The sequence below is a fragment of the Rhizobium sp. AN68 genome (assembly GCF_030758035.1).
Taxonomy (GTDB): Bacteria; Pseudomonadota; Alphaproteobacteria; order Rhizobiales; family Rhizobiaceae; genus Agrobacterium; species Agrobacterium tumefaciens.
On sequence record NZ_JARWMI010000002.1, the window covers coordinates 1,868,132 to 1,893,486 of the forward strand.

Below are 25,355 nucleotides of genomic sequence, written 5' to 3' on the forward strand. Positions count from 1 at the left end.
GCGCACAGTCCCGGCCAAATCACTCCACGCCCCAGTCCAAACAGTCATACTCCCCGGAATTTTACGATGTCGCATACTGAAATCGCCGCATTCGCTGCGGAAAAAAACTCGGCGAAACCCGAGCCGGTCATCGCTGCGCAAACCATGACTGGCGATGGGCTGGAACTCCTCCGTTTTCCCCTGGCCTGGAGCGTTGCGACCTTCGTTATGCGCGCTCATTGGAAACGGGGCTTCCTTTTCTGGATGCGTTTTTTGGCTCATCCGCTTGTAACCCTGCGGTGGTGGCGGTTTCTGTCACGATTCTCGGCGACGCAAAAACTGCCACCGCCGCATGACGAGCTTCTTCAGAAACCCCTGTCGAAATTCCTCGTCGGCAAAATCTCCTATGGAAGACGGCTGGATTTTCTCATGAAGAATTTCGTCATCGCCAGCGATTGTTTTTCCAGAGAGGTTATGGCTGCGCTCTGGAGTGGAAAAACGATCGAAATCGGCACCCTAGGCGGCCGTGCTGACGAATATCGCTGCACGCTTGCTCTTGCGGATTTATGTGGCGGCCGCCACGAAGGCGCTCTCGCGGTTCGGCTGATCAGAACCCGTGACGACGTCACCTTGTGGACGACGAAGTTTATCTTCGTGACGCAGGATGGGGGGAGGGTACAGGACGATTGCCGTTGGCGGCATGCAGGGGCCACGCGCCGCAAAGCAGGAGATGGTGGCAGTAACGCGCGACCTTGCGGGTCTTCGCCCGAAGGATGCCGTTTTGATGCTGCTGCAAGGTCTAATAGAGACGGAAGCGGGTTCCTATTTCGCAGTCTCCCACGCCAGACATCCGATCAATTATCGTCGCGCGCGGCGGCAGAGAATGTTGCTTTCCGACATAGACGCATTCTGGCGGGAACGTTCCGCCGAGCCGGACGACGTGTTCGGTTTTCAGGTACCGGTTTCAACCCTCGAGGGCGCGGACAAACGCAGCAAGATGAAGCTTGCCTTTTTTGCCATGGCCGACCGGCTTTGCGAGGGTAAAGCTGGGAGTGCTGCGAAGAGTTGAGGCCACAGATCCGAGTTGGTCGTCGACACCGTCATGCCGCTGCATCGGCAGCACGGCCGAGTTTTTGCAGGCCGCATTCGCGGACGATCTCGGCAATGTGGGTAAACTGCGCCGAGAGCGGATTGCTCTTGCGCCACACCATGCCGATGGTGCGGGATGGTCTTGGCTCTGCCAGCCGAAATACCGAGACGGTGGATTGCCGCGTTTCCATATCGACAGCCATCTGCGGAATGAGCGTGACGCCGATGCCGGCGCCGACCATCTGGACCAGCGTCGAGAGCGAACTGCCCTCCATCAGCACGCGCGGCGGCGCGTTCGTTGTACTGCAGAAAGACAGTGCCTGATTGCGGAAACAATGGCCTTCCTCGAGCAGCAGCAGGCGCATTTCACCGAGCTTGCCAGCGCTCGGCACCGGCATCCCCGCATCCTCCATCGGCCGGACCAGAATGAATTCCTCGGAAAACAGCGGAACCTCTTCCAGCGACGCTTCGGACACCGGAAGCGCGACGATTGCCATGTCCAGCCGGGCTTCCAGGAGGTCCTCGATCAGTTTCTGTGTCACCGCTTCGCGCGGACGCGTTTCCAGTCCCGGATAATGCCGGGTGAGCGTCTTGATGACCTGCGGTAAAAGATAGGGCGCGACCGTTGGAATGACGCCGATGCGCAGGCGGCCGCTGAGCGGGCCGTGCCTTGCCCTCGCCAAATCCTGCAATTCATCCACTGAACGCAGGATCAGGCGGGTGCGTTCGGCGAATTCATCGCCGAGAGCGGTCAGCCTGATCTGGCGGCTGCCCCGTTCGACGAGCGGCGCGCCGATCAGCTCTTCCAGTTCCCTGATCTGTAGCGAAAGTGCTGGCTGGGAAATGGAGCACGCCTCCGCTGCCCGCCCGAAATGGCCGATCTTCGCCAAGGCGTCGAAATAACGCAGGTGTTTCATCGATAGTCCAATCATAAGCTGAGCATATCGCAGCCTTTAGAATATACAATTGGAAATTATGGAACCCGGCTGTTAGTCATCGTCATGACAGAAAGAGGATGTAGCTGTTCGGTATCACCAGCGTCACTGCGCGCTTTCCGTAAGGATGACCTGCTGTGGGCTGTGGTTCCAACATGCTGCGCATGTCGAATTGACTATGTCGTTTAATTACTAAACCCATCGGAGGGCGAAATGGACGCAACTTCAAAACCGGCTGGCAAGTGTCCCGTCATGCATGGAGGCAATACGGCCTCCGGTAAATCGGTTACCGAATGGTGGCCGAACGCGCTGAACCTCGATATCCTGCATCAGCACGACACCAAGACCAATCCGCTCGGCACCTCCTTCAATTACCGCGAAGCGCTAAAGACGCTCGACGTGGAAGCCCTGAAGGCCGATCTGCGCGCCCTGATGACGGAAAGCCAGGACTGGTGGCCGGCCGACTGGGGCAGCTATGTGGGCATGATGGCCCGCGTGACCTGGCATGCGGCCGGTTCTTACCGCGTGACGGACGGACGCGGCGGCGCCAACACCGGCAACCAGCGCTTTGCACCGCTCAATTCCTGGCCTGATAATGTGAACACCGATAAGGGCCGCCGCCTGCTGTGGCCGATCAAGAAAAAATACGGCAACAAGATTTCCTGGGCCGATCTCATCGCGCTCGCCGGAACGATCGCTTATGACGTTGCGGGTCTGAAGACATTCGGTTTCGCCTTCGGCCGCGAAGATATCTGGGCTCCCGAAAAGGACACCTATTGGGGTGACGAAAAGGAATGGCTGGCACCGAGCGATGGTCGTTACGGTGACGTGACCAAGCCCGAGACGCTGGAAAATCCGCTTGCCGCCGTGCAGATGGGTCTCATCTACGTCAATCCGGAAGGCGTCAACGGCAAGTCCGATCCGCTGGCGACAGCCGCGCAGATGCGCGAAACCTTTGCCCGTATGGGCATGGATGACGAAGAAACCGTCGCGCTCACCGCAGGCGGCCACACCATCGGCAAGTCGCACGGCAATGGCAGCGCCGCCAACCTCAGCCCCGATCCGGAAGCAGCAGGCCCCGAATATCAGGGTCTAGGCTGGATCAACACCAAGGGTCGCGGCATCGGCCGTGACACCGTGGTGTCCGGTATTGAAGGTGCCTGGACAAGCGAACCGACCAAGTGGGACAACGGCTTCTTCGAGATGCTGTTCAAGCATGAGTGGACATTGACGCACAGCCCGGCTGGCGCGTCCCAGTGGGCGCCGATCACCATTGCCGAAGAGGACAAGCCTGTTGACGTCGAGGATCCCTCGATCCGCACCATCCCGATGATGACCGATGCCGACATGGCCCTGAAGGTCGATCCGATCTACCGCGAGATTTCGCTGAAGTTCAAGGATGACCAGGACCACTTCTCCGAGGTCTTTGCCCGCGCATGGTTCAAGCTGACCCACCGCGACATGGGCCCGAAGTCCCGCTACTTCGGCCCGGATGTTCCCGCAGAAGACCTGATCTGGCAGGATCCCATCCCGGCAGGTTCCACGAGCTACGATGTCGCTGCCGTAAAGGCAAAGATCGCCGCTTCCGGTCTGGCGGTCGCCGATCTGGTCTCGACCGCATGGGACAGCGCCCGTACCTTCCGTGGTTCGGACAAGCGCGGCGGCGCCAATGGTGCGCGCATCCGCCTAGCGCCGCAGAAGGACTGGGAAGGCAACGAGCCCGCCCGTTTGGCCCATGTGCTTTCGGTGCTGGAGCCGATTGCCCGTGAAACCGGCGCCAGCATCGCTGATGTCATCGTTCTCGCAGGCAACTACGGTGTTGAGCAGGCGGCGAAATCAGCCGGCTTCGATGTCGCCGTGCCTTTTGCACCCGGTCGTGGCGATGCCTCAGCCGAGCAGACTGATGCAGACAGCTTTGCGCCGCTCGAGCCGCTGGCGGATGGTTTCCTGCAACTGGGTGAAGAAGGACTATGTCGTCAGCCCCGAAGAACTGCTGCTGGACCGCGCTCAGCTTCTGGGTCTCACGGCGCCGGAACTGACCGTTCTCATCGGTGGCCTGCGCGTCATTGGCGCCAATTACGGCGGCGCAGCGCATGGTGTGTTCACGCAGACCCCAGGTGCTCTGACCACTGATTTCTTCGCAACGCTGACGGATATGGCCTATTCCTGGGTTCCGACCGGCGGCAATCTCTATGAGATTCGCGATCGCAAGTCCGGAGCAACCCGATATACGGCGACCCGCGTGGACCTCGTTATCGGCTCCAACTCCATCCTGCGTGCCTACGCGGAAGTTTACGCGCAGGACGACAACAAGGAAAAGTTCGTGCGTGATTTCGTCGCCGCCTGGACGAAGGTCATGAACGCCGACCGTTTCGACCTTGTCTGATAAGGCTGACTAGTCCAAAAAAGCCCCTCCCTGAGCGATCAGGGAGGGGCAATTTTCTATCTGCGGTCGGAGGATGGAACCGGTTTTTCGGGTGATGGCTTTTCGCCACTATCCCCCGGCGCCTTGCCGCCCTTTTCATTCTCATGCGCATCCGGCCCAGCGACGATGACGCCGCGGCCCTGCTCTTCGCGCTTCTTGTCGGCGAAATCGCCGGGTTCCTTTTTGTCGTTCATACTGATCTCCCTTCGTGATTTCATTTGTCTGGAGATCAAACGGCTGGTCGGGGCAGAGGTTCCAAGGCTCACATTGGAGCGGGATCGACTGGCAGCACAGCAATGTTTTGCATTACAACCATCTTTGCTATTAACATGAATTGATAAGTCATGTTATTGCGGCCTCATGTGGTGGAGCGTGCGGCGCCGTTATCGTGACGCGCATGTCTTACAACCTCGGCTCGACAACTGAACGGTACCCGCATTGAGTTTCTGGCACTCCATGACCTGGCACACGGAAGGGATCAGCGTCACTGCGCCGGTCAAATGGCGCCAACTGGACGGGCTCGTCAGCGCCTTCTGGGAGGCAGAGAGCCAGATGGGCGCGAAGGGTTATTACCTGGCCGCCGATCCACGTATCATGATATTTTTCAACGATGTCTCGTCGCGCATCAGCATTTCCAACCGCGACGGCGAGTTCACGCAGCATTCCCGCCCCATGACGCGGGCGGTCTATGTGCCGGCCGGTGTTCCCATGTGGACGAGCAGCAACGCTACGCACCGGTTTTCGCACCTCAATCTGCATATCCACAAGGACCGTCTGCTGCGTTTCCTGTCGCCATCGGTCGGCAGTTCGGCGGCGATGACAGCCTTGCGCCGCCCGGTCGAGATACAGGATATCGGCTCTGTCGAAACACTGGCTGGACTGCTTGTCGATGAACTCGCCGAGCCTTCGAAACATGCGGTCTATGCGGAAAGCCTTGTTGGCAGCATCGTTGCCGGTCTCCTCGATATTCCCGGAACTTCGCCGGAACAGGTAAATGGCAGGCTGACGCAGGCGCAGATGAACAAGCTGCTTGCCCGTGTCGAAAGCCGCGGTGACGACCGCATGACGGTTGCAGAAATGGCCGACATCGTCGGGCTTTCGGAAAGCTGGTTCGCAACCGTGTTCCGCCAGACAACGGGCAAGACGCCGCTGCAATGGCAACTGGAGCGGCGGATAAGCCTTGCCCAGAAACTGTTGCTCGAAGGCGATCTCACGGTGGCCGATATCGCTGCCCAGCTAGGCTTTTCCGATCAGGCCCATTTGACCAAAGCCTTCCGCCAGTCCGTGGGCAATACGCCAGCCGCCTGGCGGCGCATGCACAGGCTGCTTTGAATGGTCGCCTTGCCGTCTATGCGGAGCGGGTTCGGCGCATGCCTCGAGCTTCGTTCCACGTCACCCCAGGTCATGACGTGGAACGTTAGGATGGTTACGTAGTATGTTGAAAAGTAGAGATATACTTACCCTCACCACGTCTTGCGCAGCGTAGCTGAGAACGCTCGGCCGGGGTTGTAGAAGTCTGCGCCGAAACCGCCATAAGAGACGTGCTTCTCGTTGAAGAGGTTGGAGACATTCACCTCCAGCGAGGTGGTTTCCTGGATTTTGTAGCTGAACGCTGCGTCCATGGTCACGCTGCTGCCGGTCGAAACCTTGTTCGCGTCATCAAAATAATACGAGCCGGTGAAGCGTCCGCCGAGCCCGAAGGTCATGTCGCCGCGTTTGTCGTTGCCGGCCAGCGTGTAGTTTACCCAAAGCGAGGCCTGATGTTCAGGCACGAATTGCGGGCGGTTGCCGACATTGCCAGCGATGCCGTTTTCGGTGATTTCCGCGTTGAGATAGGAATAGGCCGCCGTCAGGCTCAGCTCGTCGGTAACTTCCGCCTTGGCCTCGAGGTCGAGACCGCGCACGCGCACCTCGCCGATGGTGGTGGGCAGGCTGGTGATCGGGCTGGTGACGGTAATATTGTTCTTCTTGAGGTCGTAGATCGATACCGTGAACAGGGCAGGGAAGGCATCCGGGCGATACTTCACGCCAAGCTCGATCTGCTCACCGCGTTCGGGCTCAACGGTCAGGCCCGAGGCCGGCACCACGGATTCGGCGTAGCTGATATAGGGCGCGATCTCGTTCGTGACCTTGTAAGACACGCCGATGCGCTTTGTCAGTTCGCTGATATCGCCGCTTGCCGTCGTGCCGTTCAGCCTGTTGGTCTGGTCGGTGTCGATCCAGTCATTGCGCAGACCGGCGCTGACGGTCAGCCTGTCGAAGAAGGTCAGGTCCTGCTGGAGGTAGATTGCCCTTGTCTTTTGATCCGTCAGCGAGCTGGCGTAGAGCGGCACCGAAGCGGGCGCACCGGTATAGACCGGGTTCAGCCAGTTGATGCCTGGCGCAGAACCGAAGTAGCTTTTGCTGCCGGACGAGTAGTCGTTATAAAAAACGCCGACAAGGCTGCGGCTTTCGACGCTTTCGAACGTCGCGTCATATTGCAGCCGGGTGTCGATCAGGAAATTCTCGGTTTCGGTCTCGTTGCCGAAATAGGAACGGTTGGCGATGGTCGAGCCATTGGTCGGTGTGGACGAGATATACGCATAACCGAAATCGGTATTTGCCTTGCTGTAGCGCGCGTTCGAACTCAGCGTCAGGCCAGAGCCGAAATCATGGTCGAACATCACGCTCAGCGAATTGCGGTTGGTGCCGCGGTAATTATAGTCCGGTTCACCGAAGAAACGGCTCCTGTCGAAATGCGAGCCGACCGGATGGCCGCCGCCGCCGGGAACGCCGTCCTTGTTGAGATGATCGTAAACGACGGTGAGGCTGGTGGCATCGGTGGGCCGCCATGTCAGGCCGCCCATGAAGAATTTTTCATCGTCGCGGGAATAGTCATATTCCGCGTCGGCATTTCTGAGCTTGCCGGTCAGGCGGTATGACAGGGTATCGTCGCTGGTGATGTTGTCGCCGAAATCGAAGCCGGTTTCAGCGCGGCTATAGGAACCGCCTGTCACATAGGCCTCACCAAAGCGGCTGCGTTTGGGAACCTTGGTCGAGTAGTTCACCGAACCGCCGGGATCGGATACGCCAAAGGTCGTGGAATTGCCGCCCTTCAGGACTTCCACGCGCTCATAGGCATAGGTCTCTTCGCGCAGCGCGCCGAAGGGACGGCCGAGCGTCAGCCCGTCGCGATAGGTGTAGGCGTCGAAACCGCAGAATCTTGAAATAGTCGAAACGGTCGTCCGAGCCGTAGAAATCCGTGGTCACACCTGCCGTGTATTGCAAGGCTTCTTCCACGGTCTGCACGCCACGCTGCTGCATTTCCTTGGCGGTGATGACGGAAACGGCGGCCGGCGTATCGAGAATGTCGGTTGCCATCTTGCTTCCGCTTGTGGTGCGGGTGGCGACGATCGACTTCTGGTCATTGTCACCGCTGTCGATGGTGATGCGCTCGAGAACCGTGCTTCCGCCCGTATTGGCGGCCTCCTGCGCCAGCGAACGAGCGGGCAGTACCGTCACAAGCGCCGTGCAGGCAAGAAGGGCTGCCTGCCCGTAGCGCAGTCGCGCGGTCCCGCCGTTGACGCCATTCATTTCAGTTTTCATTGCTAAATTCCAGAAGTTGATGCCCCAATCGCCGCTTCCACGGCCCGCTCTCGAAGCGCCCAATAACTTGAGAAAGTTTGTCCGGTATTGTAACTTTTTGCGGTTTTGTACAAAACCCCGGAAATTTCACCACTGTTGTGGCGGCATTTCCTCACCGGGGTTGACGGGGGCATGTGAAGCTGAGAGTTCAAGTCCACTTTTGAACCGTTGAGAGCTTCGCCCATGCTTTTCCTGTTTCGCTGCCTCGCGCCGGCATTCGTGTTTTTCCTGTCGATGATCGCGCCAGCCATTGCCTCGGCGGAAGAGGCGACGCGCTATCCCGTCGTCATCAAACACGCCTTCGGTACGACCACGATTGCGAGGAAGCCTCAGCGTGTCGCGACCGTCGCCTGGGCAAACCACGAGGTGCCGCTGGCGCTCGGCATCGTGCCCGTCGGTTTTGCCGCTGCCAATTTCGGCGATGATGACGGTGATGGATTGCTGCCGTGGGTAGCGAAGCAGCTTTCTGAAATGGGTGCTGCAAAGCCTGTTCTGTTTGATGAGGGTGATGGTATCGATTTCGAGGCCGTGGCGGCAACGCAGCCGGATGTCATCCTCGCCGCCTATTCCGGCCTCAGCCAGTCCGACTACGATACGCTAAGCCAGATCGCACCGGTCGTTGCCTATCCCGTGTCACCGTGGGCAACCGACTGGCGCGAGATGATCCGGCTGAACAGTGCCGGGCTTGGCATGGCGGCGGAAGGTGAGGCGCTAATCAAACGCATCGAGGGTGAGATCGCGCAGGTGGCTGCCGGCCATCCGCAGCTGAAGGGCAAGTCTGCGATGTTCGTCACCCATCTCGACGCCACCAATCTCAGTGTCGTCAATTTTTATACCGCCAATGACAGCCGGGTGAAATTTTTCACCGATCTTGGGCTGACCTCGCCGAAGAGCGTGGCGGAGGCGACGAAACCGGGGCAATTCGCCGCCGGCGTCAGCGCCGAGCGAGTCGATGCCTTCGACGATGTCGATATCGTCGTGACCTATGGTAGCCAGCCACTGCTCAAGGCGATGCGGGCCGATCCGCTGCTTGCCCGCATGCCCGCCGTTGCCCATGACGCCATCGTCATGCTGGGGCGTGATCCGCTCGGCACCGCATCCAATCCCACACCGCTGTCGATTTCCTGGGTTTTGAAGGACTACGCCGATCTTCTGGCGAAAGCAGCGGATAAGTCCTCCGGTAAAGCGAAATGACAATGGAAGGGCCTGCCAAAGGTCCGGCCGTGCTGCCGAGCGGCCGCTCCAACCGCATGCGGACCGCATGGCTCAGCGCCGTGCTGGCGCTTCTGGTGCTGCTATGTGCGCTTTCCGTGGCGATTGGCACCCGTGACGTCACGTTCGCTGACATCACGGCAGCGCTTGCCGGTCGCGTCGAGACGGTGGCGGAAGCGGCTGTCGCGGTTCGCCTGCCGCGAACGCTGCTTGCCCTGCTGTCCGGGGCAGCGCTCGGGCTCGCTGGCGCCATCATGCAGGGCGTTACGCGCAATCCGCTTGCCGATCCCGGTATTCTTGGCGTCAATATGGGCGCATCACTTGCCGTCGTTATCGCCATCGTCTGGTTCGGCATTGCCTCGGCGCAGGCCTTTATCATCACGGCGATTGTCGGGGCAGGTGCAGCTGCGGTTTTCGTTTATGTCGTCGGTTCGCTCGGACGCGGTGGGGCAACGCCGCTGAAACTCGCTCTGGCCGGTGCCGCCACCTCTGTCGCCTTCTCCTCACTCGTCATTGCCGTCGTGCTGCCGCGCAGCGATATTGCCGGCGGCATCCGTTCCTGGCAGATCGGCGGTGTCGGTGGTGCCACCTTTGACCGGATTGAGACCGTGCTGCCGTTTCTCGCCGCCGGTTTTTCCATCAGCCTTCTTTTGGCACGCAAGCTGAATTCTCTGGCGCTTGGTGATGAGTTGGCCGCCGGTCTTGGCGAGAATGTCGTAGTCGCGAGAGCCATTGCATCCTTTGGCGCTATCCTCCTCTGCGGCGCGGCGACTGCCATCTGCGGGCCAATCGGTTTCGTTGGGCTGGTCGTTCCGCATCTCTGCCGCCTGCTCGTTGGCGTCGACAATCGCTGGCTTCTGCCGTTTTCCGCGCTCGGCGGCGCCTGTCTGCTGCTTGCGGCCGATATTGTCGGGCGCATCGTGGCGCGACCGTCTGAACTCGATGTCGGTATCGTCACCGCCCTTGTCGGCGCACCTTTCTTCATCTGGATCGTCAGACGTCAGCGGGTACGCGAACTGTGAACATGCACACGTCCGTCATGGAAACTTTGGTTTCCAACCGTCACGCCCGCCAGCGCCGGCGTCGCCTTGTCATTGCAGCCCTTTCAGCTCTTTTGATCGCGGTTTTCGCATTGACGCTGATGCTGGGACAATCCTTCACGCCGCCCGGCAACGTCCTGCGGGTGCTGCTCGGAGAGGACATTGCCGGCGTCACTTTCACGGTCGGGCAGTTGCGCCTGCCACGCGCGCTGCTCTCCGTTCTCGCGGGACTGAGCTTCGGGCTGGGTGGTGTCGCCTTCCAGATCATGCTGCGCAACCCGCTTGCCAGCCCTGACATTATCGGCATCAGTTCCGGCGCAAGCGTGGCAGCGGTGTTTGCCATCGTTGTCCTGCATCTGAGTGGACCGCTCGTTTCGGTGTTCGCCGTCGTCGCCGGGCTTGGCGTCGCATTGCTGGTCTATCTACTGTCCTTCCGCAACGGGGTTGCCGGAACGCGGCTGATCCTTGTCGGCATCGGCGTTTCGGCCATGCTCGAAAGTTTCATCGCCTATATCCTGTCCGTTGCACCGGCCTGGACGCTGCAGGAGGCGATGCGCTGGCTGACGGGCAGCGTCAACGGCGCAAAACTTGCCCAGACGCTGCCGCTCTTCGTTGCGCTCATCCTCTTTGGCGGCCTGCTGCTCAGTCGCACGCGCGATCTCGAGGCATTGAGGCTTGGCGATGATATGGCCGCGGCGCTTGGGGTCCAGGTGGGGAGAACGCGCATCATCGTGATTATCGCCGCCGTCGGCATGATCGCCTTTGCCACGGCAGTTTCGGGGCCGATTGCTTTCGTCGCCTTTCTGTCCGGGCCGATTGCCGCGCGCATCGTTGGCAGCAATGGGTCGCTGCTCATTCCGGCTGCGCTCGTTGGGGCAGCCTTGGTGCTGGTGGGCGATTATTGCGGCCAGTTCCTGCTGCCTGGCCGTTACCCGGTCGGCGTCGTCACCGGCGCGCTCGGCGCGCCCTATCTGATCTACCTTATCGTGCGGGTGAACCGCAGCGGAGGCTCGTTATGACCAGCCACTCCCTTTCCGTGAACCGTCTTTCGGCCGGATACGGTGAAAACCTCATCATCGAAGGGCTGGATCTTGTCGTTCCGCGCGGCCAGATAACCGTCATCGTCGGTGCCAATGCCTGCGGCAAGTCCACGCTTCTTCGCAGCATGTCGCGGCTTATCTCTCCCCGCGCCGGTCAGGTCCTGCTCGACGGAAAGTCGATCCACCGTCTTCCCTCGCGCGAACTTGCAAGACGGATGGGTCTTTTGCCGCAGTCACCGATTGCGCCCGAGGGCATTGTCGTTGCCGATCTGGTCAGCCGCGGCCGTCACCCGCATCACGGCCTTTTCGCGCGGTGGTCGCGCCAGGATGATGAGGCCGTGGCCGCAGCCCTCGTCGCCACCGATACGGTTGAACTTGCCGAGCGGCCGGTGGACGAACTCTCCGGCGGGCAACGGCAACGCGTATGGATCGCCATGGCGCTCGCCCAGGAGACCGAGATATTGCTGCTCGACGAACCCACCACCTTCCTCGACATCAGCCATCAGGTGGAAGTGCTGGATCTTCTGACGGACCTCAACCATGCCCGTCAGACCACCATCGTCATGGTGCTGCACGATCTCAATCTCGCGGCGCGCTACGCTGATCATCTGGTCGCCATGACCGGTGGAAAGCTGCATATCTGCGGCACGCCGGAGGAGGTGCTGACGGAAGAAAACGTGCGGCACGTCTTCGGCATAGAAAGCCGTGTCATCGAAGACCCGACGTCGGGCAAACCAATGATGCTGCCGATCGGGCGGCACAGGACGGCGGCGCAACGGCCGCAATAATCCATCTATTTTTGCGGTGACCGTCTGCGTCCACGGGTGGTGGTTTTAACCGGAACGCTCGCGCCGTACTCGTTCCACCATGCCATCAATGCCTCCATGGTCGGGCCAAGTCCTTTCGCCTTTGCCGTAATTTCATATTCCACGCGTGGCGGAACCTCTGCAAAGACGGTGCGAGAGACCAGTCCATCGGCCTCGAGCTCACGCAATTGGGAGGTCAACATGTGCTTTGTGATGTCGGGAATGGCTTTGCGCAGCTCGTTGAAACGATAGACCCGCTGGTTGAGAAGCCACATGATTTCGAGCTTCCACTTGCCGGAAAGCAGCGCGAAAGCGCGACGCATTTCCTCGTGCATGTTAATGGTTTCACCGCCATTAGTCTGGTTTTCCATACTTACCACGCCAAATTCATCCTACTTGCGCATATTCATTCAATAGCACATTTTCCATGTGAGCGCCGGATCATGAGCCCCAAGCTGTTCCGGAACAACGAAAATATTGAACAAATCAAGCTGCCGAAGACATTCGGCGGCAATGGATATCCCATGTCTTCATTCTACATCTACTGGGTCGCAACAACCCTTCTCGTCCTGCTCTATCTGGCGTCGGCAGTCACCTACGTCGTCAAATCCGGCTGGGTGAGGGAGACGATAACCGGCTTCGGTTACCCTGCATACCTTGTGCCTCTTCTGACGGCGGTGAAGATCGCCGCCGTCATCGCCATCCTTGCGCGGTTCAACGTCGCCATCAGCGATCTGGCGTATGCGGGGGTACTGTTTCACCTGCTGCTGTCCGGCCTTGCACATATCGGCGTCCGCAAACCTGCCGGCGCACTGCCTGCCGCCATCGGGCTCGGGCTGCTCGTCGTTTCCTTCGCCATGCAGAACGCTGCACGCGAAGTCCCGTCCCCCTATGCCCTTGCACGGCAGCTCTGACGCATCCATCACGAAAGGAAATCAAAATGGGAAGACTGACCGGAAAAGTAGCCATCGTGGCGGGCGCAGGCAGAGGGATTGGCCGTGCGACGGCAGAACTCTTTGCAAGGGAGGGCGCCAAGGTCGTGGTATTGTCCTTGACGCCTGCAAATGTGAACGCGGTCGTCAGTCAGATACAATCCAGTGGTGGCACCGCGCTCGGCATCGTCTGTGATCTTGGCGATGGCCAACAGATCACCCGGGCTGTGGCTGAGGCAGCGGAGGTATTTGGCGGCATCGACATTCTCGTGAATGTCGCGTTCGACCCGACTGTCGTCCACTCCCCGATCCTCGAGCTGACAGTCGAGCAACTGCAACGAAACCTCGATATGGGGCCGATCGCCTATCTTCGCATGATGTAGGCTTGTTATCCGTACTTGAAGGCCAGTGGCGAGGGCCGGATCATTAATTTCGCGTCGCTGGCCGGTATTCTCGGCATGTCGCCGTATGGACCTTACAACCTTGCCAAGGAGGCCGTCCGCGCCCTGATGAGATCTGCTGCGCGCGAATGGGGTCCTGACAATATCACCGTGAACAACCTGCTTCCGGTTGCCGACACCTGGGGTGCGGGCGTCGACGCTCCTGCTCCCACGAATGCCCTTGGTCGTTACGGTTCCCCTGAAGAGGATGTCGCTCCGGTGGCTCTCTTCCTCGCAAGCAGCGATTCGAGGTTCATTACAGGCTCGAGCCTCACCCCCGACGGCGGCCAGATTATCGACAGCGCCCGCTAACGCCCCGTTGGAGTGCCGGGCAAACAGGCCGGCACTTCGCTCCGTTGTCTCTTCTGCCGCTCCTGATTTGCACCTGTCGGGCAGAAATCAAGGCCATGCGGCATAGGACGGCGGTGCTACGTTCTCTATGCGCACCGCCGTTCGCCGGAAACGGCCGGGAGACGTGCCTTCATTGCGGGTGAAGAAGCGGTTGAAATACCCAGGATCCTGAAATCCCAATCGAAACGCAATTTCAGCGACTTGCAGTGAAGAGTTAAGAAGAAGGTCACGCGCTTCGGAAAGCAGTTCGCGGTGAATATAGGCCTGTGGTGAAAGCCCCGTTGCCTTGCGCACCACAAATCCAAGACGTTCACGGTTGACGCCGAGTTGACCCGCATAGTCTTCCACGCCCCATTGGTCGCGTTTGTGCTGACTGACAAGTAGCACAAACCGCTCCGTAAGGCTGCCTGCGGTGGAAGCCGCGCCCGCAACGTCGGCCATGGCATGCTGGCAGATGCGGATAAGGGTGACGGATAACAGGCTGGCGATGATCGTATCCGACGCTGTCGATGAGCGGAAATTCTCATCCGCGATGGTGTCGAGATAACCCGCCAGTTCCTGGCTGTCCTTTTCAGCCAACGTCCGGGTCAGAACGCGCTGCAATGTGCTGCGCACCATGATTGCGCTCGTTCCGGTTGGCATGGCATGCGCAAGGCCGATTTCGGTCGTTTTCAGCAGTGATCCGCGGCTTCCGGCATTCAGCCGCAGGCGGCCGGCGGGGCCGGAGGCAGGCAGCCAGGCCAGCCCCGGCGCGGTAACCACAAGTGTCTTTTCGCCCTGAATGATCTCCGCTTCACCGGCTGAGACGACGACAAAATGGGCTGCGCCCTGTTCCAGCTTGAACTCCGACACGCGCAGGGACGAAGTCAGCATGCGCGCCGTCGTTTCGATCCTGTTAGCAGCTATCTGGCCGTGACGCGGCATTCATCCTCCAAAAGTACAATAATGCACTACATTAGTGCATTTTATATGCGCCTGTCGTTGCTAAACTTCCATCAGCGCAGGGAAGCCTTGAGGAGAATGGCAATCCCGCTACTGCGCCGTTGGAGGAAAATAATGAATGGTATGAAGCGCAGAATGCTGTCCTGCCTTGCGCTGGCGCAACAGGTTGTTCGCGGAAGCTCTGCCCTTGTCGATCGCGATTATCTGCTGGAAGCCGGAAGGATCGCAGGGGCGGGGACGGCAGCAGCCCTTTCCTCCCGTCCCACCGTGCAACGGGCGTTTTTCGGCGGTGCCGCCGCCACCATTTTCTGAATTCAGGAGGAAGACCATGCAGACTGTCAATCTTTTCATCGGTGGCGACCATTGCCCAGCCGCAAACGGCAAGCGTTTCGAGCGCAACAATCCTATTACCGGGGACCTGGCAACCAGTGCGGCGGCGGCAACGCCTGAGGATGCCACACGTGCGGCCGATGCCGCAGCCGCAGCCTTTCCCGTCTGGTCGGCAACGCCGCCCGGCGAACGCCGTCGCCTGCTTCTTGCCGCGGCGCAGGCGCTCCGCGATGCCGGGCCGCAGATTACGCTGGCGATGAAAGAGGAGATTGGCGCGACGGATGCCTGGGCCGGTTTCAACGTGATGCTGGCCAGCGACATGCTGGTCGAGGCGGCCAGTCTGACGACCCAGATAAAGGGTGAAATCATTCCCTCCAACCGCCCGGGAACCACGGCGATGGCACTTCGCCAGCCGGCAGGCGTGGTTCTGTCCATCGCGCCATGGAATGCACCGGTCATTCTCGGCGTACGCTCCATCGCCACGCCACTTGCCTGTGGCAACACCGTGGTGATGAAGACCTCGGAGCTTTGCCCGCGCACCCATGCGCTGATCATCGAGGCCGTCGCTTCGGCAGGTCTGCCGAAAGGTGTGCTGAACGCCGTCTCCAATGCGCCGGAAGATGCGGCGAAAATCGTTGAAACACTGATCGCCCATCCGGCTGTCAGAAGGGTGAATTTCACCGGTTCGACCCGCGTCGGTCGTGTCATTGCGGAAACGGCGGGCCGTTACCTGAAGCCAGCGCTTCTGGAGCTTGGCGGCAAGGCACCCTTCATCGTGCTTGATGATGCCGATATCGATGCGGCAGTGGCTGCGGCCGCCTTTGGCGCTTACATGAACCAGGGCCAGATCTGCATGTCGACGGAACGCATCATCGTACTCGACAGCGTTGCCGACACCTTTGTCGAGGCCTTTGCCAAAAAAGCGGCGAGCCTTAAGGCTGGAGACCCTCGCGACGGAAAAATGCCGCTTGGCTCCTTGGTCAGCGCCGAGGCCGCGTCCCGCATCCGGGCGCTGGTGGATGACGCCGTTGCCAAAGGCGCACGCCTTGTGGCCGGCGGAGGCGGCAATGGTACCATGCTGGATGCGCTTGCCGTCGATGGCGTGACCTCTGCCATGCGGCTCTATTCCGAAGAAAGCTTCGGCCCGGTCGTTTCCATCATTCGCGCCGCCAGCGTCGATGAGGCAGTCAGTATCGCCAACGAAACCGAGTTTGGTCTTTCCGCAGCTGTTTTCGGCAGGGATCAGGCAAAGGCACTCGCGGTAGCCGGACGCATCGAAAGCGGCATTTGCCACATCAACGGACCCACCGTTCACGACGAGGCGCAGATGCCGTTCGGTGGGGTGAAGGCCTCCGGTTACGGCCGTTTTGGCGGCACGGCGGGCATTGCGGAATTCACCGAACTGCGATGGGTCACGCTGCAGGACGGACCGTTGCATTACCCGATTTAAGCCGGAAGCATCACCGGCTGGCTGGTCACGTCAACGCTTCTCGTCGATCAGCCAGCCGGTGAGTTTTCTGACCGCACTGTCGCTGCTTTTCGGCCTCAGCAACCAGTAGCCGCGACCCGGCGCATCCAGACTCGGGCCTGCGGTCACCAGCACGCCTGCCTCGACCAGCGGATCGACCAGTCCCGCCCAACCGAGGGCAAAACCCTGTTCGCCGATCGTTGCCTGAACCACCATGGTGTAATTGTTGAAGCTGATGTCTCCGCTTTCGTTTTCCGCGCCTCTCAGCACGCCGAAATGCTTGAAATAGGACGCCCAGTCGAACCAGTGCGCCTGTGAGGTGTTTTCGAGGTGGATGAGTTTCAGCCGCGAAAAATCAGCCACGGTTTCGGGTGCCGACTGCTCCGCCAAAAGCGCCGGCGAACAGACGGGCGTGACCTTCTCCGAAAGCAGCAGCACCGCGCCGTCGCCGGCATCCTGCCGCGTGCCGAAGATGATCATCACGTCGCTGTCGTGTTTGCCCTGTCCGAGCGGATCCTGCGTGGCGACGATCTGGATGTTGATGTCGGGATTGAGCGCGCGAAAACCATGCATGCGTGGGATCAGCCAAAGAGAGGAGAAGGCATAGTCCGTGTGCAGGCGGATTGTCTGCCGTTCCTCCGTTCGGCGAAGTTGCTGGGCCAGAAGGTCGATGGCATCGACATTGCGCGAGACGATCTCGAACAGCTTTTGCCCCTCGGCCGTCAACTCGATGCCGCGATGTTTACGCCGCACCAGTGCAACGCCCAGATCGTCTTCCAGCCGGCGGATCTGATAGCTGACAGCTGGCTGGGTCAGCCGCAGGGATGCCGCCGCTGCCGTCAGGCTGCCGCGACGGGCGACCTCGGTAAAAATGCGCATCCATCCAAGATCGAGCGGCCGCTCTGTCATAGAAATTCCTTATATCAGTCATCGAAAAATACCCGCTTCACAGGCAAAAACAATGTGGTGTTCAATAAACTGGACTAATAAAAGGGGAGCCGCAATGAAAACCGTTTCTCGCATGCACCGCATCGCCGCCGGTCTGTTTTTGTCCGTGGCGGCCTTCTCCAGCCCGCTTTATGCCGCCGATGATGCGGCCTGCAAGACCATTCGCCTCAGCGATCCCGGCTGGACCGACATCACCGCCACCAATGGCGTCGCCTCGGTTCTGCTCGAAGCTTTGGGGTATGAGGCTGACGTCAAGACGCTGTCGGTGCCGATCGGCTATCAGGCCATGAAAAACGGTGAGATCGACGTCTTTCTCGGCAACTGGATGCCCGCCCAGAAATCCTTCGTTGACGACCTCAACGCCGCCAAGGCGGCCGACGTGTTGACGAAAAACCTTGAAGGCGCCAAGTTCACCCTGGCAGTGCCTTCCTATATGGCCGAAAAGGGCGTGAAGGATTTTTCGGATCTTGCCAAACACGCTGACGAATTTGAAAGCAAGATTTACGGCATTGAGCCGGGCGCACCCGCCAACCAGAACATTCAGAAGATTATCGATGCCAATGATTTCGGCCTGAAGGGCTGGCAGCTTGTTGAATCCGGCGAGCAGGCGATGCTGGCGCAGGTGGAACGGGCCGGAAAAGACAAAAAGGCGGTCGTCTTCCTAGCATGGGCGCCGCACCCGATGAACGAGAAGATCGATATCGCCTATCTCTCCGGCGGTGACGCCTATTTCGGCCCGAATTTCGGCGGTGCCGAGGTCTATACGCTTGCCCGTACCGGCTGGCCGCAGCAATGCCCGAATGCGGCAACGCTTTTCAAGAACCTCAAATTCGATATCGGCATGGAAAATGCCCTGATGGGTTCCATTCTTGGTGGCGAGGATTCCAAGGCGGCGGCAGCGACGTGGCTGAAGGCCAATCCGAAATCGCTGGATGGCTGGCTGCAGGGCGTTACCACGCTGGATGGCAAGCCGGGTGCGGATGCCGTCAAAGGCAAGCTTGGCTTCTGAGACTGTAGGGTGAAATGCCGCGTCCCAATATCCTGATCCTGATGGCCGACCAGTTCAACGGGACGTTTTTTCCCGATGGCCCGGCCGATTTTCTCCACGCGCCACATCTGAAAGCGTTGGCGGAGCGGTCTGTCCGTTTCGCCAAAACCTATACGGCAAGTCCGCTTTGCGCGCCGGCCCGGGCTTCGTTCATGTCCGGTCAATTGCCCAGCCGGACGCGGGTTTACGATAATGCCGCCGAATTCGCGTCGGATATTCCGACCTATGCGCATCACCTGCGGGCAGCTGGTTATTACACCGGCCTTTCCGGAAAGATGCATTTTGTCGGACCGGACCAGCTGCACGGCTTCGAAGAGCGTCTGACGACGGATATTTATCCAGCGGATTTTGGCTGGACGCCTGATTATACCAAGCCGGGCGAGCGGATCGACTGGTGGTATCACAATCTCGGTTCGGTCACCGGCGCGGGCGTTGCCGAAATCACCAATCAGATGGAATATGACGATGAGGTTGCCTATCACGCAACCCGCAAGCTCTACGATCTGTCGCGCCGGCTCGATGATCGCCCGTGGTGCCTGACCGTCAGCTTCACCCATCCGCATGACCCGTATGTGGCACGGCGGAAATTCTGGGATCTCTATGAGGATTGCCCGGCACTCGATCCGCAGATAGGGGCGCTTCCCTTCGAGCAGCAGGATCCGCATTCGAAGCGGTTGCTAGAAGCCTGTGATCATCAGGCCTTCGATATTTCACCCGACGAGATACGCCGGGCGCGGCGCGGTTATTTCGCCAATATCTCCTATATCGATGAGAAGGTCGGCGAAATTCTCGACGTATTGAAGGCGACGCGGATGGAGGAGGACACGATCATCCTATTCCTCTCCGATCATGGCGACATGCTGGGCGAGCGCGGCCTGTGGTTCAAGATGTGCTTTTTCGAGGGTTCGGCCCGCGTGCCCTTGATGATCGCAGCACCCGGCTGGAAACCGGCGCTTATCGACGCGCCGGTTTCGACGCTGGATGTCACACCGACGCTATGCGGTCTGGCAGGCCTCGATATTACCTCACTGAAACGCTGGACGGATGGCGAAGACCTTGCGGCTTTGGCTGCGGGAACAGGCGAGCGCGGGCCGGTGCCGATGGAATATGCCGCCGAAGGTTCGATTGCGCCACTCGTCGCCATCAGGGATGGCCGTTACAAGCTCTCGGTCTGCGAAGCGGATCCGCCGTTGCTCTACGACCTCGAGACGGATCCTGAAGAGCAGATAAACCTTGCCGGCAATCCTGAATTCGCTGATGTGCTGTCATCGCTTTCGGCTGAAATCGGCCGACGCTGGCAGCTGCCCGTTTTCGACGCATCGGTCCGGGAAAGTCAGGCGCGGCGCTGGGTGGTCTACAAGGCGCTGCGAAACGGCGCCTATTTCCCGTGGGATTATCAGCCATTGCAGAAAGCCTCGGAACGCTACATGCGCAACCACATGGACTTGAACGTGCTGGAGGAAAACCAGCGTTTTCCACGCGGGGAATAACGCTGGCAGGGATTATGCGGCGGCGGTCGTTCTCGGCGCGCCGCCCGTGGCCTGCACGGCGAGGCTACCCGCCGCGACGCCTGCCTCAAGGCATTGCTTCTCGTCCGCCCGACGAAGCCACGCATCGATGAAACCGGCATTGAAGGCATCACCCGCGCCTGTCGTGTCGACGACGGGTACCTTCTTTGCCGCCGCATGGTGTAGGCCTGTTTGCGAGGACACCCAGGCGCCCTCTGCCCCGCCTTTCAGGGCGACGACAGGAAACGACCCCGACAAGGCCCTGGCCGCCGATTCAGGGTCAGAATGGCCTGTGATCGCCTCGGCTTCTTCGAGGTTGGGCAAAAACACGTCGACGCCATCGCACGCCTTGAGCAGGCCCTTGTCATAAATCAGCGAGGCATCCCAGCTGGGATCGAGCGAGACGGACAGTCCGCTGTCCCTGGCGCGGGCGACGAGATCGGGGATTTCGTGCAGCGTGGCGAATTCCGCGATGTGCAGATGGCAGGCCCCGTTCCACGAAAAGGCGGCATCAAGGGTCGATGGCCGGGCGATGCCGGCGCGCCGTGTCAAAAACGCCCTGTCATGGCCAACCACCGTCGCAACGGTGACCTGCGGGCCCGCATCTGCCGAGTGTTCCAGAAATTGCAGGTCTACACCGCTTCGCTGCATTTTCTCGCCGATGGCGCGTGAGAAGGTGTCGGTGCCGAGCCTTGCCAGCAGCGTGGCCGTGCGGCCGATATGGGCGAAATGCGCAGCCGCAATGAAAGCCCCGCCACCGGCGGCGATTTCCATGTCGCTGGCAAACAGCTCCCGGCCGAGCACCGGCAATTCGTCAAGCCCGGTGAAAATGAGGTCGCAATATATCCGGCCGATACTGATGACCGCTGACTTTTCCGTGTCTGTCGTCATCATGCGCGGCCCAGAAGCTTTTCCGTCTTGGCATCGAAAAGATAGCGCGCGCCTGCCTGCGCCTCGCATTGCAAGCGGCTACCCACCTGGGGAATGGCTTTGCCCCTTGCTGTCGCGATGACCGAGGTCGTGGGCGTGTCCAGATGAACCAGCGTTTCCGGGCCGAGCGGCTCCACGGCTGTCACTGTTCCCTCCAGCGAGAAGGACCCTTGAGTTGCCTCGCCTTCTCCAACCAGCAGATCATGGGGGCGAATGCCAATCAGCAGATCGCCATCGGCAGACTGTGTAACGCTGTTCGTCGTTCTTTTGCCCCGCAGCAGGTTCATCGACGGGCTGCCGATGAAACGCGCAGTGAAGACGTCCACCGGCGTCTCGTAAAGTTCCGAGGGCGTGCCGACCTGAAGGATATGGCCGTCCTTCATCACGACAATCCGGTCGGCCATGGTCATCGCTTCCACCTGATCGTGAGTGACGTAGACGGTGGTTGTCTTAAGACGTTGGTGCAAGCGCTTGATTTCAATGCGCATCTGCGATCTCAACTGGGCGTCGAGATTGGACAGCGGCTCATCGAAAAGGAAGGCTGAGGGATCGCGCACCATGGCGCGGCCGATGGCGACGCGCTGCCTCTGTCCGCCTGACAAAGCCGCGGGCCGACGGTCTAGCAATGCCTCAAGTCCGAGCACCCGACCGGCCTCTTCGATACGCCGGTTCTTTTCCGCCTTGTCGAGCTTTGAGGTATAGAGCCCGAAGCCGATGTTCTGGCGAACCGTCATATGCGGGTAGATCGCATAGTTCTGGAAGACCATGGCGATGTTGCGCTGTTTCGGTTCTTTCTCGTTGACGACGTTTCCGGCAATTTTCAGCGTTCCGCCCGAAATCTCTTCCAGACCCGCGATCATTCTGAGTGTCGTGGATTTGCCGCAGCCGGAAGGGCCAACGAATACGACGAATTCGCCGTCTTCAATGGCAAGGTCGATGCCTTTGACTGCCTCCACCTTGCCGTAGCGCTTTACGAGTTGATTGAGTTCGATTGTCGCCATTATCGCGCTCCCGTCAGGGCGGTAAATTTCTCTGCAAGCTCAGCGGCTTTTGTCGCTGCGTAGTCGGCGGATCGCTGTGCTTCTGCTTCAAACGCAGCAAGTTTGTCGCGATAGGCCGCAATCGCCTCGCGCATCGGCTCCGGGGCAGGGCCGCCGAAGCGGCTGCGCACGGCGACAAAGTGCTCGGGCGAGACGATCTGCCTGAACTTTTCCTCATCGACACTGGTCTCGCGTCCTGCCAGTTCCTCGAACGCCTTGCGGAACGGCTGGTAACCGTCGTTCGGCAGGTCGCCCTTCAGCGCGACAACGCTTTTGGCGACGGTTGCGGCAATTTCATGGGCCTGGCGGAATGACAGGTCTTCGATGCGGACAAGAGAATCTGCCAGTTCCGTGATGGTGATGCAGGAACGGCGAATATTCTGGTCGACCCTTTCCGGATCGATACTGATCTTGCCGACGAGGCTGGCAAGGAGATCGAGCACCCGGCCGGCAGAGGCGAAGGCTTCGTAACCCATGCCCTGGGTTTCGCCCTCGCTGTCGTTCATGTCGGTGAAGGGCGTGTTGTGCATCACGTCGAGCATAGTCCTTGCCCGCCCGAATGTCTGGCTAGCAAGGTGGCGCAGATGTTCGATCGGGACCGGGTTTCGTTTCTGCGGCATGATCGACGAAATCTGCACCAGCGAATTCGGTACGTAGATCTGCCCGACTTCGAAGCTCGTCCAGAACTGGAAGTCCTGAATGAGCCTGCCGAGATGCAGGAACATCAATTCGATGGCGCCATAGGTCGCGGTCGTATAGTCGACGGCGGCGATGCAGGAATAGGAATTGCGCAAGGGTGCCGCAAAGCCGAGAAGTTCGGCGACACGTGCCCGGTCGATGGGAAAGCCGGACGTGGTGATGGCCGCAGCGCCCATGGGTGAGAGATCGACGATGCGCCGGGCCTCAGTGAAGCGGTCAATATCCCGGATCAGCACTTCGATGGCGGCGGAAAGATAGTGGCCGAAGGTGGTGGGCTGGGCCGGTTGTCCGTGCGTATAGGCGACGATCAACGTCTTTTCATTGCGCTCGGCGGCGTCGATCAGAGCGGCCAGCAGAAGCCGCGCCTTGGCAGTGAGCGTGTCGATCTTGTCTTTCAGGCCGATTTTGAAAAGCGTGTGATCTATGTCGTTGCGCGAGCGTGCCGTGTGCAGGCGGCCTGCCACATCGATACCGATGCGGGCTTTCAGCTCCTTTTCGATCAGGAAGAAGAAATCCTCGACCTCGCCGGTATAGACCAGCTCCGACGGATTGATGGTCCTGTCGATGTCATCAAGCGCTCCGGCGATTTTTGCTGCCGTGTCCGCATCGAGAATGCCGGTCTCGCGCAGCATGACCAGATGGGCGCGGTCGATGCGGCGGAAACCGTCGACATGGTGGTTCTTGGCGCCATCGAAAAGCGGACGCAGCACGGTTTCCTTGTAAACTGGGTCGGGAAACTCGCTGGTATCCGACAGGCGCGGGTTCATATCGGCCATGATGTTATCCTTTCAGGCCTGCCAGCATCACACCGCGAACGATGTAGCGTTGCAGGACGATGAAGACGATAAGGGTTGGGATGGTCGCAATGGCAGCGCCGGTCATGATCATTTCCCACTGGATCTGCTGTTCCACCGCAAAGCTCGATAAGCCGACGGGCAGCGTGTACAGCTCCTTGCTGGTAGTCACGATCAGGGGCCAGAAGAATGCTGTCCAGTTGCCGAGGAAGGTGAAGATCGCAAGCGCCGAAAGGGCAGGCGTCACCAGCGGCAGGGCTACCTTCCACCAGATCTGGAATTCGTTCAGCCCGTCGACACGCGCTGCCTCCAGGAAGTCATTCGGAACCGTCTCGAAGAACTGCTTCATCAGGAAGGTGCCGAAGGCCGTCATCATTCCCGGGAACATGATGCCCCAGTAGCTGTCGAGCCAGCCAAGCTGGCTGGACATCAGATACCAGGGGATAACAAGCATTTCGGTCGGGATCATCAGTGTGGAAAGGATCGCGAGGAAGATGAAGTAGCGACCCCGAAACTCGAATTTGGCCAGCGTATAACCGACCAGACTGTCGAAGAAGCAGTTGGAAACGGTGACGATGACCGCAACGAACATCGAGTTGAAGAACCAGCGGAGAAAACGGCCGTCGGCCATGACAGTCATGTAATTCGCAAGCGTCGGTGCTGCGGGAATGAGCCTGAGATCATAGACCTGATCCGCGGTCTTGAACGAGGTCGAAAACATGAAGAGCAGCGGCGAAATCATGATCAGGCCGCCGATGAACAGCAGCGTCCAGGCAAGGATGCGGCCTGGGCGGACGTGGGCGTGGGAGAGTGGCAACGCTTCGCTCATTTCTTTTCCCTCAGAACCCAGAGCTGGACCAGCGACACGACAAGAAGAATGGTGAACAGGACGACCGTCTGCGCGGCGGCATAACCCATCGCATAGGAGTTGAACGCGGTCTGGTAGATCATCAGCACCAGCGGTTTGGTTGAGCCGAGCGGTCCGCCCGGATCGTTGGTGGTCATGTTGTAGACCTGATCGAAAATGCGCAGGAAACCGATTGAGGAGAATACCACGAGGAAAACGGTAGTTGGTTTCAGGAGCGGCAGCGTGATCTTTCGAAGGATCGCCCATTCGCCAAGCCCGTCGATGCGCGCGGCCTCATAAAATGTCGTCGGAATGGAGCGCAGGCCCGCCATGAAGATAATGATCTGGAAACCAAGCCCCGCCCAGATGGACGTGACCATGACCGAATAAAGCGCCTGATCGGTGGAACGGATGAATGGCTGCTGCGGAATTCCGATCATGCCAAGCACGTCGTTGATGATGCCGATCGGCGGCGGCTGATAGAACCAGCGCCAGACCCATGCCATTGCCGCTGCCGTCGTCAAATAGGGCAGGAAATAAAGCGCGCGGATGAAACCGTGCAGGATCCGCACCCGATCCAGATAAAAGGCGATGACGAAAGCCAGAACCAGACTGATGGGCGTGCCGACGATGAGATAGGTGAAGGTGTTCTTGAAAACCTTCCAGAATTGCGGATCCTTGAACAGCTTGACGTAATTGGCAACGCCGATGAACTTTGCCGGGCGCAGCAGGTCCCAGTTGGTGAAGGACAACCAGAAGGCCTGCAACGTCGGGTAAAAACGGATGATGCTGTAAAACAGGATCGGGATAGCAAGAAAGCTCCAGATCCACACAAGCCGCTTCGTGCGCATGGAAAAGCGATCCCCGAAGGAGCCGCCGGGACGGCCGGATGCCGCCCCCTGTTGATCGATCGCTGTCATGATTGGAC

General features: G+C 59.7%; 21 protein-coding genes and 4 pseudogenes. 14 read left to right on the forward strand and 11 right to left on the reverse strand.

Going from position 1 to position 25,355, the window contains the following annotated elements:
- Positions 1-243 precede the first annotated feature (243 nt).
- Both RBH71_RS11915 and RBH71_RS11920 read left to right on the forward strand, forming a co-directional pair.
- A pseudogene (locus RBH71_RS11915) lies at positions 244-591 on the forward strand (DUF535 family protein); the annotation flags it as partial.
- Between the two features lie 118 nt (positions 592-709).
- Complete coding sequence (locus tag RBH71_RS11920; RefSeq protein WP_323687388.1) at positions 710-1,048, forward strand: DUF535 family protein; 339 nt, start codon at positions 710-712, stop codon at positions 1,046-1,048.
- Positions 1,049-1,079: 31 nt separating this feature from the next.
- Here the strand turns inward: RBH71_RS11920 and RBH71_RS11925 are convergent, their stop codons facing one another.
- Positions 1,080-2,000 carry a hydrogen peroxide-inducible genes activator gene (locus RBH71_RS11925; RefSeq protein ID WP_026330999.1) on the reverse strand — a complete coding sequence of 307 codons (921 nt, stop codon included), beginning with the start codon at positions 1,998-2,000 and terminating at the stop codon, positions 1,080-1,082.
- A 216-nt stretch (positions 2,001-2,216) separates the two neighbouring features.
- On the opposite strand from RBH71_RS11925, the pseudogene katG reads away from it, so the two are divergent.
- Positions 2,217-4,389 (forward strand): annotated as a pseudogene (gene katG / locus RBH71_RS11930) (catalase/peroxidase HPI).
- Between the two features lie 56 nt (positions 4,390-4,445).
- Here katG and RBH71_RS11935 read toward each other — a convergent pair.
- Positions 4,446-4,622, reverse strand: a complete 177-nt coding sequence (locus RBH71_RS11935; protein ID WP_038495335.1) for a hypothetical protein — start codon at positions 4,620-4,622, stop codon at positions 4,446-4,448.
- 244 nt (positions 4,623-4,866) lie between these two features.
- On the opposite strand from RBH71_RS11935, the gene RBH71_RS11940 reads away from it, so the two are divergent.
- Complete coding sequence (locus tag RBH71_RS11940) at positions 4,867-5,760, forward strand: AraC family transcriptional regulator (RefSeq protein WP_323687307.1); 894 nt, start codon at positions 4,867-4,869, stop codon at positions 5,758-5,760.
- Between the two features lie 131 nt (positions 5,761-5,891).
- Here the strand turns inward: RBH71_RS11940 and RBH71_RS11945 are convergent.
- Positions 5,892-8,013: pseudogene (locus RBH71_RS11945) on the reverse strand (TonB-dependent siderophore receptor).
- A 222-nt stretch (positions 8,014-8,235) separates the two neighbouring features.
- Between RBH71_RS11945 and RBH71_RS11950 the strand changes: the two are divergent.
- The 4 genes from RBH71_RS11950 to RBH71_RS11965 are packed head-to-tail and all read left to right on the forward strand — an operon-like array spanning position 8,236 to position 12,132.
- Positions 8,236-9,246 (forward strand): iron-siderophore ABC transporter substrate-binding protein, encoded by a 1,011-nt coding sequence (locus RBH71_RS11950; RefSeq protein WP_112515336.1) that lies wholly within the window; start codon positions 8,236-8,238, stop codon positions 9,244-9,246.
- On the forward strand, positions 9,243-10,286 hold the full coding sequence (locus RBH71_RS11955) for an iron ABC transporter permease (RefSeq protein ID WP_323687308.1): 1,044 nt from the start codon (positions 9,243-9,245) through the stop codon (positions 10,284-10,286). Before RBH71_RS11950 ends, RBH71_RS11955 begins: the two co-directional genes overlap by 4 nt.
- A gap of 2 nt (positions 10,287-10,288) precedes the next feature.
- Positions 10,289-11,323, forward strand: coding sequence for a FecCD family ABC transporter permease (locus RBH71_RS11960; RefSeq protein WP_111827910.1), 1,035 nt, complete (start codon positions 10,289-10,291; stop codon positions 11,321-11,323).
- Entirely contained in the window at positions 11,320-12,132 is an 813-nt protein-coding gene (locus RBH71_RS11965) for an ABC transporter ATP-binding protein (RefSeq protein WP_025594946.1), read from the forward strand. Before RBH71_RS11960 ends, RBH71_RS11965 begins: the two co-directional genes overlap by 4 nt.
- A 5-nt stretch (positions 12,133-12,137) precedes the next feature.
- Here RBH71_RS11965 and RBH71_RS11970 read toward each other — a convergent pair whose 3' ends face one another.
- On the reverse strand, positions 12,138-12,521 hold the full coding sequence (locus RBH71_RS11970; RefSeq protein WP_323687309.1) for a helix-turn-helix domain-containing protein: 384 nt from the start codon (positions 12,519-12,521) through the stop codon (positions 12,138-12,140).
- 153 nt (positions 12,522-12,674) lie between these two features.
- On the opposite strand from RBH71_RS11970, the gene RBH71_RS11975 reads away from it, so the two are divergent.
- Both RBH71_RS11975 and RBH71_RS11980 read left to right on the forward strand, forming a co-directional pair.
- Entirely contained in the window at positions 12,675-13,064 is a 390-nt protein-coding gene (locus RBH71_RS11975; protein ID WP_323687310.1) for a DoxX family protein, read from the forward strand.
- 26 nt (positions 13,065-13,090) lie between these two features.
- Positions 13,091-13,834, forward strand: a pseudogene (locus tag RBH71_RS11980) (SDR family NAD(P)-dependent oxidoreductase).
- An 87-nt stretch (positions 13,835-13,921) separates the two neighbouring features.
- On the opposite strand, the gene RBH71_RS11985 reads toward RBH71_RS11980, so the two are convergent.
- Entirely contained in the window at positions 13,922-14,797 is an 876-nt protein-coding gene (locus RBH71_RS11985) for an AraC family transcriptional regulator (RefSeq protein ID WP_112199209.1), read from the reverse strand.
- A gap of 132 nt (positions 14,798-14,929) precedes the next feature.
- Between RBH71_RS11985 and RBH71_RS11990 the strand changes: the two genes are divergently transcribed.
- Both RBH71_RS11990 and RBH71_RS11995 read left to right on the forward strand, forming a co-directional pair.
- Positions 14,930-15,127 (forward strand): hypothetical protein, encoded by a 198-nt coding sequence (locus RBH71_RS11990; protein WP_112199208.1) that lies wholly within the window; start codon positions 14,930-14,932, stop codon positions 15,125-15,127.
- A 16-nt stretch (positions 15,128-15,143) separates the two neighbouring features.
- Positions 15,144-16,595, forward strand: coding sequence for an aldehyde dehydrogenase (locus RBH71_RS11995; RefSeq protein ID WP_111803143.1), 1,452 nt, complete (start codon positions 15,144-15,146; stop codon positions 16,593-16,595).
- 30 nt (positions 16,596-16,625) lie between these two features.
- Here the strand turns inward: RBH71_RS11995 and RBH71_RS12000 are convergent, their stop codons facing one another.
- Entirely contained in the window at positions 16,626-17,522 is an 897-nt protein-coding gene (locus tag RBH71_RS12000; RefSeq protein WP_111800805.1) for a choline sulfate utilization transcriptional regulator, read from the reverse strand.
- A gap of 94 nt (positions 17,523-17,616) precedes the next feature.
- Between RBH71_RS12000 and RBH71_RS12005 the strand changes: the two genes are divergently transcribed.
- Together RBH71_RS12005 and betC are read left to right on the forward strand one after the other, a co-directional pair.
- Entirely contained in the window at positions 17,617-18,570 is a 954-nt protein-coding gene (locus RBH71_RS12005) for a choline ABC transporter substrate-binding protein (RefSeq protein ID WP_323687311.1), read from the forward strand.
- A gap of 14 nt (positions 18,571-18,584) precedes the next feature.
- Positions 18,585-20,099, forward strand: coding sequence for a choline-sulfatase (betC, locus tag RBH71_RS12010; RefSeq protein WP_323687312.1), 1,515 nt, complete (start codon positions 18,585-18,587; stop codon positions 20,097-20,099).
- A gap of 12 nt (positions 20,100-20,111) precedes the next feature.
- On the opposite strand, the gene RBH71_RS12015 is transcribed toward betC, so the two are convergent.
- The 5 genes from RBH71_RS12015 to RBH71_RS12035 are packed head-to-tail and all read right to left on the reverse strand — an operon-like array spanning position 20,112 to position 25,347.
- Positions 20,112-21,011: a carbohydrate kinase family protein gene (locus tag RBH71_RS12015; RefSeq protein ID WP_323687313.1), complete on the reverse strand. Its 900-nt coding sequence runs from the start codon at positions 21,009-21,011 to the stop codon at positions 20,112-20,114.
- The gene (locus RBH71_RS12020) at positions 21,008-22,048 is read right to left on the reverse strand and encodes a sn-glycerol-3-phosphate ABC transporter ATP-binding protein UgpC (RefSeq protein ID WP_323687314.1); all 1,041 of its coding nucleotides are present in this window, start codon (positions 22,046-22,048) and stop codon (positions 21,008-21,010) included. Before RBH71_RS12020 ends, RBH71_RS12015 begins: the two co-directional genes overlap by 4 nt.
- Entirely contained in the window at positions 22,048-23,562 is a 1,515-nt protein-coding gene (gene argH / locus RBH71_RS12025; RefSeq protein ID WP_323687315.1) for an argininosuccinate lyase, read from the reverse strand. The genes RBH71_RS12020 and argH overlap by 1 nt, the downstream gene beginning before the upstream one ends.
- Before the next feature lie 4 nt (positions 23,563-23,566).
- Positions 23,567-24,409: a carbohydrate ABC transporter permease gene (locus RBH71_RS12030; protein ID WP_112951399.1), complete on the reverse strand. Its 843-nt coding sequence runs from the start codon at positions 24,407-24,409 to the stop codon at positions 23,567-23,569.
- Positions 24,406-25,347 carry a carbohydrate ABC transporter permease gene (locus RBH71_RS12035; RefSeq protein ID WP_004431252.1) on the reverse strand — a complete coding sequence of 314 codons (942 nt, stop codon included), beginning with the start codon at positions 25,345-25,347 and terminating at the stop codon, positions 24,406-24,408. The genes RBH71_RS12030 and RBH71_RS12035 overlap by 4 nt, the downstream gene beginning before the upstream one ends.
- Positions 25,348-25,355: the final 8 nt, after the last annotated feature.

Excerpts from the sequence above, each read along its gene's own strand:
- RBH71_RS11920 (WP_323687388.1), top strand. The coding sequence starts at position 710 with ATGGTGGCAGTAACGCGCGACCTTGCGGGTCTTCGCCCGAAGGATGCC.
- RBH71_RS11925 (WP_026330999.1), bottom strand. The coding sequence starts at position 2,000 with ATGATTGGACTATCGATGAAACACCTGCGTTATTTCGACGCCTTGGCG.
- RBH71_RS11935 (WP_038495335.1), bottom strand. The coding sequence starts at position 4,622 with ATGAACGACAAAAAGGAACCCGGCGATTTCGCCGACAAGAAGCGCGAA.
- RBH71_RS11950 (WP_112515336.1), top strand. The coding sequence starts at position 8,236 with ATGCTTTTCCTGTTTCGCTGCCTCGCGCCGGCATTCGTGTTTTTCCTG.
- RBH71_RS11955 (WP_323687308.1), top strand. The coding sequence starts at position 9,243 with ATGACAATGGAAGGGCCTGCCAAAGGTCCGGCCGTGCTGCCGAGCGGC.
- RBH71_RS11960 (WP_111827910.1), top strand. The coding sequence starts at position 10,289 with ATGCACACGTCCGTCATGGAAACTTTGGTTTCCAACCGTCACGCCCGC.
- RBH71_RS11965 (WP_025594946.1), top strand. The coding sequence starts at position 11,320 with ATGACCAGCCACTCCCTTTCCGTGAACCGTCTTTCGGCCGGATACGGT.
- RBH71_RS11970 (WP_323687309.1), bottom strand. The coding sequence starts at position 12,521 with ATGGAAAACCAGACTAATGGCGGTGAAACCATTAACATGCACGAGGAA.
- RBH71_RS11975 (WP_323687310.1), top strand. The coding sequence starts at position 12,675 with ATGTCTTCATTCTACATCTACTGGGTCGCAACAACCCTTCTCGTCCTG.
- RBH71_RS11985 (WP_112199209.1), bottom strand. The coding sequence starts at position 14,797 with ATGCCGCGTCACGGCCAGATAGCTGCTAACAGGATCGAAACGACGGCG.
- RBH71_RS11990 (WP_112199208.1), top strand. The coding sequence starts at position 14,930 with ATGAATGGTATGAAGCGCAGAATGCTGTCCTGCCTTGCGCTGGCGCAA.
- RBH71_RS11995 (WP_111803143.1), top strand. The coding sequence starts at position 15,144 with ATGCAGACTGTCAATCTTTTCATCGGTGGCGACCATTGCCCAGCCGCA.
- RBH71_RS12000 (WP_111800805.1), bottom strand. The coding sequence starts at position 17,522 with ATGACAGAGCGGCCGCTCGATCTTGGATGGATGCGCATTTTTACCGAG.
- RBH71_RS12005 (WP_323687311.1), top strand. The coding sequence starts at position 17,617 with ATGAAAACCGTTTCTCGCATGCACCGCATCGCCGCCGGTCTGTTTTTG.
- betC (WP_323687312.1), top strand. The coding sequence starts at position 18,585 with ATGCCGCGTCCCAATATCCTGATCCTGATGGCCGACCAGTTCAACGGG.
- RBH71_RS12015 (WP_323687313.1), bottom strand. The coding sequence starts at position 21,011 with ATGATGACGACAGACACGGAAAAGTCAGCGGTCATCAGTATCGGCCGG.
- RBH71_RS12020 (WP_323687314.1), bottom strand. The coding sequence starts at position 22,048 with ATGGCGACAATCGAACTCAATCAACTCGTAAAGCGCTACGGCAAGGTG.
- argH (WP_323687315.1), bottom strand. The coding sequence starts at position 23,562 with ATGGCCGATATGAACCCGCGCCTGTCGGATACCAGCGAGTTTCCCGAC.
- RBH71_RS12030 (WP_112951399.1), bottom strand. The coding sequence starts at position 24,409 with ATGAGCGAAGCGTTGCCACTCTCCCACGCCCACGTCCGCCCAGGCCGC.
- RBH71_RS12035 (WP_004431252.1), bottom strand. The coding sequence starts at position 25,347 with ATGACAGCGATCGATCAACAGGGGGCGGCATCCGGCCGTCCCGGCGGC.